Source organism: Anaerophaga thermohalophila DSM 12881, assembly GCF_000191885.1.
Classification (GTDB): Bacteria; Bacteroidota; Bacteroidia; order Bacteroidales; family Marinilabiliaceae; genus Anaerophaga; species Anaerophaga thermohalophila.
Genome location: NZ_AEWI01000054.1, coordinates 22,703 through 29,344 on the forward strand (window position 1 = coordinate 22,703; position 6,642 = coordinate 29,344).

Genomic DNA, 6,642 nt, shown 5'->3' on the forward strand with positions numbered 1-6,642 from the left:
CCCCTCGTACGCCTTGATTTTGACAAAAATATGCTTTTTATACCACGCTCACACATGATTTGGTACAACTTTCCCCGACTTTATAGATGAGACCGGGCACAAATTAGCGGAAATAACAAAAAAGACGACGGAAATTTCCGTCGCCTTTTTTGTTATGTTTTTCTTTAAGCTTACGCATTGATCATCATAGGCATCAGAAGCATCAGCTCGTCTTCATTTTCCGATTTATCAAACGGCAGGAATATTCCGGCTCGTGCCGGGTCTGAAAGTTCGATCACGATGTCGGATGATGATATATTTTCCAGGATATCAGCCAGAAAAGAACTCTTAAAGCCAATTTCCATTTCATCGCCATCGTATTGGCAACTCAGTTTTTCAAAGGCCGAAATAGAAAAGTCAATATCCTGAGCCGACACGACCATTTCGTCGGATGAAAGGTGAAGTTTCACTAAATTGCTGGCCTGGCTGGCAAAAAGAGAAACCCTGCCCAATGTGTTGAAAAGATCCACGCGGTCAATTATAACTTTGTTGGGATTGTCCTGCGGTATCACGGCATTGTAGCTGGGATAATTTCCTTCAACGAGCCGGCAAACCAGGCGGTAATTTTCCATTTCGAAAAAGGCATTCTGATCGTCAAAGGATACAGCTACTTCGCCTTCTTCTTTCGGGAGAACGTTTTTCAGCAAACCGGCCGGCTTCTTGGGCAAAATGAATGAGGCTTCATAATCGGTTTTAACATCCAACCGCTGATAACGAACCAGCTTATGTGAATCCGATGCCACAAAGGTCATGTTATCGGGAGTAAATTCAAACAAAATCCCGTTCATGACTGGTCTCAATTCATCATCGGCCGTGGCAAACAGGGTTTTCACGATTCCTGTCATCAGGGTCTCGGCGGGTAATTGAAGTTTACTCGCTTTATCTTCGTTCAATTCCGGTAAAGCCGGAAAGTCTTCCCCGTTCTGACCTACAACGCTGAATTTACCCGTTTCGGTGACGATGTCTACCGCAAGAGTTTCCAGATCAATTTCAAAATTGAGAGGTTGTTCGGGAAATTTCCTCAGAGTCTCCAATAAAATTCTGGAAGGAAGGGCTATCACACCTTCACCTTCAGTCGATTCAGGGTCGAGCGTGGTGATCATCGTTACTTCGGTGTCCGAAGCAGTGATGGTGAGCTTTTGTCCTTCAAGACTGAACAAAAAATTATCAAGGATGGGCATCGGGCTCTTGGAAGCAATGGCCCTGCTAATGGCCTGCAAATGAGACAGCAGTCCTGAACTGGAGACAACAAACTTCATCGTTTCTATTTTTTTTAGTGTTAGTCAAAAATTAAAAATAAAATATGTTGAAATGAGTGCCGAATATACGAAAATTTGATACCATTAAAAAGGCTTATCAGTTTAAATGTCAGTTGACCTGATCAATTTTGTCTTCCATAACGCCACTTCCTGATAATCGGGACAATAACGCCTGCAATTATTACCAGAAGAAGAGGAAGTCCCATGTTAAGCCATTTCCAGAAGTTAGACTCATTGGCCACTTTGTCTCTGTCGAGTAGTCTCAACTGATAATTCCGGGTTCGCAAGTTCATCCATCCTTTATCATCGGTAAGATAATTCACGGCATTCAGGATAAATTGTTTGTTCCCGTAAGTTTGATTGGTGGCTTCGTCGAATCCCAGCGGCACAATTCGCGGGTTGCTTGTTTCGCGTCTTCTGACTTCATTTTTGATGATATCGCCATCGGCCACGACGATCATTTTTGTCGGCTTACTTATATCGCGTCGCTTGTCGGGCTGATAATTTGATTCCGGGGGAGCAGACCTGTGAGCAAAGACCGAAGGAAACCTGCCCTCAGAAGCATAAGCTATGGGAATGAACGATTGTGGAAAGTTTTCCCGTCGGGGCTCTTCCTGTACATGGGCCAATGAGATAAAGACGGGACTTTGCATGATCCTTGAGTGTCTGCTTGTTTGCAGAAGGGGAGTTGATGTGGTTTCCGGATTTTCTCCTACCGTATCAATACTGCTTGCAAACTCTGCTCTGACAGGTTTTACGTTACGGGTAACGGGATGCATTCTGTTGGTATTCAGAATGGGATTGAATATCCATGGCATTGGAACAAAGCGGGATGATTGTCCCGGCGGTGTAACGTTTACAGGAATGAGACCTGCCTGAACATCCTGAACCAGGTCGGCATTGATTCTGAATCCGTAACGAAACAATTGATCGTTCAGGTTAAGGTCGAATGGTAGTCCCACGGTTTGTGAAGTGTGTCGAAGGCTGTCCATGGAGGCATTGATGGCATCGATAAGCCAAAGAACACGTCCGCCATGCATGATATACTGGTCGATGGCGAATTTTTCAGGTTCTGTAAATTTTCGGGTAGGGCGGGCTATAATAACCGCTTCGTAAGGTTGGAGCATTTCGGGATTACCGCCGGGATTGCCACGGTCAACCTGGTAATATTTCGAAAGTTCTTTCGTGATGTCGATAACATCTATTTCGTCTAATTCTCCATGACCTTCAAGAAAGGCTATTTTTCTTTGGTCATTCACAGTGAGGCGTCGCATGGCATCTGTGAATTTATATTCAAGTCCTTCGATAGAGGCATTCAGGTTTTCGGCTCCTGATAATCCGGGCATGTTCTCAAGCAGATTCACGGCTATCCCGAAACTATCCTTTTGAAATATCAGGTAGGGATATACCAGTGTTCTTTTTTGCGAGCCGTCTTCTTTGGCCTCATATACCGGAACCGGACTTAAATCATGGTCTTCCATCCGTTTCAATGCACGTTTGGCATCCTCGTTATCTTTTGTTGGATCAACAAATTGATAGTCGAGATTATTGCCTGCATATATTCCAAATTCGTCTAATTTTTCTTTAACCGAACGTGACAGACGTTCAAATCCTGCATTCAGGTCACCTTCAAGATAAACATGAGCAAACACAGGAGCTTCCATTTCCGAAAGAAAATCCTTTGTGATGCCGGCAAGCGTGAAACGTTTTTCCTGTGTCAGGTCTGCTCTGATAATAATATTGGAAATCAGTATGTTGATGACTATTACACCGGATAATAGGAGAAAAAAGTTTGTTTTTCCTCCTTTCAGTTTAAGGCGGGTCATACCAAGAAATACCATCATAACACTCAAAAAATAGACGATGTCCCGGAGGTCGACAACACCACGGCTAATGGATTGATAGTGCGCATCAATTCCCAGATTGATCAGAAAAGTATCAATTCCGTCAAAAAACGGTATGGAAGCCAGAGCATTGAAGCCGCTGTAGAAAAGAAATGAAAACAGAGCAGCAAGCACGAACGCGACAATCTGATTTTCGGTGATGGATGAAGTGAAAATGCCAATGGCAACGTAAGCTCCTGCCAGCAGTAGCAGTCCGAGATAACTTCCCCATATTGCCCCGGTGTCAATATTTTCGGCAGGCTGCGCCAGATGAGACACCGAGTAGAAATAAATAAGCGTAGGAAGTAAACTAAGAACTACAAGGGTGAATCCGGCAAGGAATTTTCCTGTAACAATCTGCCAGGCCGGCACCGGACGGGTCATCAATAATTCCAGAGTGCCCGATTTTTTTTTCATCTGAAAACAGACGCATTGTAATGGCCGGAACCAGAAAAAGATATAACCACGGAGCCATATAAAAAAGGCCGTCAAGATTGGCGTAGCCCCCAAAAAGAATATTAAAATTTCCCGGGATGATCCATAAAAATAATCCCGTGATTACCAGAAAAACAGCCATTACCAGTGCCCCTGTCAATGAACTGAAAAAGGTCACCAATTCTTTTTTCCACAATGCAATCATAGAAAGAATTTTGCGGGTTTGTGTTACCTGAGTAAAGCAATACTTCACATAATTCGTATCGCTCCGCCCGGCTCTCTTTGCAAAGCAAGGCGGCCGATCGGCCGCTTGCTTGATAATTGCGTAGCAATCAACTAATCAGGCGGCTAATTCTGATTTTATTTTATACCGTACTCATGATATATAACTTATTGTCATTCTGAGCGAAGCGAAGAATCTAACTAATCACTAACTACTAACCACTAACCACTAATTTCTGAAGTGCTTCCCACATCAGCCGGGCGGTTTTTTTACTGCTTCCCGGTCCGCCCATAATTTGTCTGACTTCATCGTAACCGGCAAATATTTTATGACGAACTGATTCATCAAAAAGAATTTTTTGTAGTTCTTCTTTCAGATTTTCCCCCGTCATGTTTTTTTGGAACAACTCGGTTACTACCTCCCGGCCGGCAATTAAGTTGACAAGGGAAATATAAGGGACTTTAATAATAATTTTCTTGGCAACGAAATCGGTGAAAGCGCCGCCCCACATTTTGTAACATACCACTTGGGGACAATTTAGCAATGCAGCCTCGAGCGTTGCCGTTCCGGAGGTAACCATGGCCGCTTTCGCTTGTTGGAGCAGAGCATAAGTTTCATCAAAAATGACTTTCACGTTTTCCCTTTCGGGTAAAAAATTGTTGTAGTAGTCGGACGAAAACGAGGGAGCTCCCGCCACAATAAACTGATGTTCGGGAAAATATTTTTTCATGGCAAGCATATCGGGGAGGAGTCGTTCAATCTCTTGTGTGCGACTACCGGGAAGAACAGCAACAATAGGCTGGTCGGGCAAGCCATGTCTGGACAGAAAATCTTCCCGTTTCTCGTCTTTATATTTTCTTTCGTGGATGGCATCCAGAAGCGGGTTTCCTGAATAGACTACCGGTACTCCCTGTTTTGCAAAGAAATCGGTTTCAAAAGGCAAAATGGTAAACATCTTGTCTACCCGTTTTTTGATTTTTTTTACCCTTCCTGTATTCCATGCCCAAATTTTCGGTGAGATGTAATAGAATACTTTGAATCCGAATTCGTTTGCAAACTTGGCTATGCGAAGGTTAAATCCCGGATAATCGACCAATATAATTACATCAGGACGATATCTGAGAATATCTTCACGGCATTCGTCAAGATTTCTGAATATAGATTTCAGGTGTATCAGTACTTCCCATACGCCCATCCAGGCGGTGTCGCGGTAATGACGAACAAGCGTTCCGCCCTGGGCTGCCATTAAATCTCCACCCCAGAATCTGAAATCCGCTTCGTTGTCAAGCTGTTTTAGCTCTTTCATCAGATTGGACGCGTGAAGATCTCCTGATGCTTCGCCTGCTATGATGTAATATTTCATCCCTATAAAATAAGTCTAAGTTATTGGCCTGATGTAACCTATCATAGTTTAAATGATATCAGATTCTTCGCTTCGCTCAGAATGACAGAGCGCTCAGTGTCATTCTGAGGAGGTGACGACGAAGAATCTTTCTCTAATTACAACAAGTTCCTTTAGCCGGTTTTATCATTTAAAGGCTCTTTGCCCCCTGATGAGATTTTTCGCTCCGCTCAGAATGACAGACTGTCAAATGTCATTCTGAGGAGGTAACGACGAAGAATCTGTTCCCTGGTTTGGTTTCTTTGATGATTAGAGGTTAATTATACAGGTTCTTTTGTGACAATCTTTGTCATGCTCGTTTCATTTAGTTATTACACAGAGTGCCCGAAGCACATCACAGAGATTCAAAGAGGAAAAATGGACTTTTTAGATCGCCATTTTCTTAAGCGGTGCAGCCGCTTCAAAAGTGGCTGACTAAAAAACTAATTTTCCCTCTGTGAGACTCTGTGTATCAACTCCTTGGAACTCTGTGAAATAATGAATTACACAGAGTTTTTAGAAACCCCCGATCATTCGCGTAAATTTGTGAAATTGACAACATCATAATTGATTTTTTAAGGAGTTATCGAACTCTTTTTCCGGTTGATTCCGTCTTGTCCAGATTAGGTTTAAAACGTCTTGATTTTGACAAAAATATGTTTTTTATACCGTACTCATTACATTATAAAGCTGATTACCATGGTAATCACAGCCCATATTACGGTGGCAATAACGATACCCCGTGCTGCCAACAAGCGTTCGGTCCAGATCGCCAGAAAAAAAACGAGCAAGTTAGGCAATACACTGATGCTTACTAATTTACCGAGACTTTGAAGTCGGAAAAGACTTCCCAAAAATTCTATAAATCCCTGGTCACCGTTATACCGGTTTTCGAAAAGAAGAAAACCAAAAATTACCGGCAAAATCAGGCCAATGATAAGACCTATTAATTGTTTGTTACACCAAAGTTTCATAAATGGCTTTATATCTGGCGTCTGTCTATAAAATGCCATTTACCGCGTTTCGCTTGTCCGAAAATTATAAGTAAACTTACTATTTTCGGACTTCGCAAGCCTTGTAAATGACTCGTTCTGATCAGACACATGATTTATTACAATTTTTCCCGAATTTATAAAAGGGTACTACTACCTAACCTGGACAAGCCAGAGCCAAAAATCACTAAAAAGCTAAAGTCATAATTTGTCGGATTAGCTAATTGCTACTCAATTATTTTCTGTCGTCAACGAAACGACCGGAAAAAGAGTTCGACAACACCTTAAAAAATCAATTATGATGTTGTCAATGACACGAATGCCTGTCGCATCAAAGATGCGACTAAATTCGCGTTAATTCGCGCAAATTCGGTGATCCAAACAACAAATGGCGCAGCCATTTTTATAAATATTTTGCCAAAAAATACAA

5 protein-coding genes are annotated in these 6,642 nt (G+C 42.4%); all 5 read right to left on the reverse strand.

Translation table 11 applies throughout. From position 1 onward, the window contains the following. Positions 1–170 precede the first annotated feature (170 nt). Positions 171–1,298, reverse strand: coding sequence for a DNA polymerase III subunit beta (dnaN, locus tag ATH1_RS0113870; RefSeq protein WP_010422803.1), 1,128 nt, complete (start codon positions 1,296–1,298; stop codon positions 171–173). A gap of 122 nt (positions 1,299–1,420) precedes the next feature. Next, on the reverse strand, positions 1,421–3,598 hold the full coding sequence (gldG, locus tag ATH1_RS0113875; RefSeq protein WP_081467456.1) for a gliding motility-associated ABC transporter substrate-binding protein GldG: 2,178 nt from the start codon (positions 3,596–3,598) through the stop codon (positions 1,421–1,423). After that, positions 3,492–3,821 carry an ABC-2 transporter permease gene (locus ATH1_RS21645; RefSeq protein WP_010422807.1) on the reverse strand — a complete coding sequence of 110 codons (330 nt, stop codon included), beginning with the start codon at positions 3,819–3,821 and terminating at the stop codon, positions 3,492–3,494. Before ATH1_RS21645 ends, gldG begins: the two co-directional genes overlap by 107 nt. Before the next feature lie 232 nt (positions 3,822–4,053). Continuing rightward, positions 4,054–5,202, reverse strand: coding sequence for a lipid-A-disaccharide synthase (gene lpxB, locus ATH1_RS0113885; protein WP_010422809.1), 1,149 nt, complete (start codon positions 5,200–5,202; stop codon positions 4,054–4,056). A 695-nt stretch (positions 5,203–5,897) separates the two neighbouring features. After that, on the reverse strand, positions 5,898–6,194 hold the full coding sequence (locus ATH1_RS0113890) for a hypothetical protein (RefSeq protein WP_010422811.1): 297 nt from the start codon (positions 6,192–6,194) through the stop codon (positions 5,898–5,900). Between the last annotated feature and the right edge of the window lie 448 nt (positions 6,195–6,642).

Coding starts and splice junctions, on each gene's coding strand:
- dnaN (WP_010422803.1), bottom strand. CDS start 1,298: ATGAAGTTTGTTGTCTCCAGTTCAGGACTGCTGTCTCATTTGCAGGCC.
- gldG (WP_081467456.1), bottom strand. CDS start 3,598: ATGAAAAAAAAATCGGGCACTCTGGAATTATTGATGACCCGTCCGGTG.
- ATH1_RS21645 (WP_010422807.1), bottom strand. CDS start 3,821: ATGATTGCATTGTGGAAAAAAGAATTGGTGACCTTTTTCAGTTCATTG.
- lpxB (WP_010422809.1), bottom strand. CDS start 5,202: ATGAAATATTACATCATAGCAGGCGAAGCATCAGGAGATCTTCACGCG.
- ATH1_RS0113890 (WP_010422811.1), bottom strand. CDS start 6,194: ATGAAACTTTGGTGTAACAAACAATTAATAGGTCTTATCATTGGCCTG.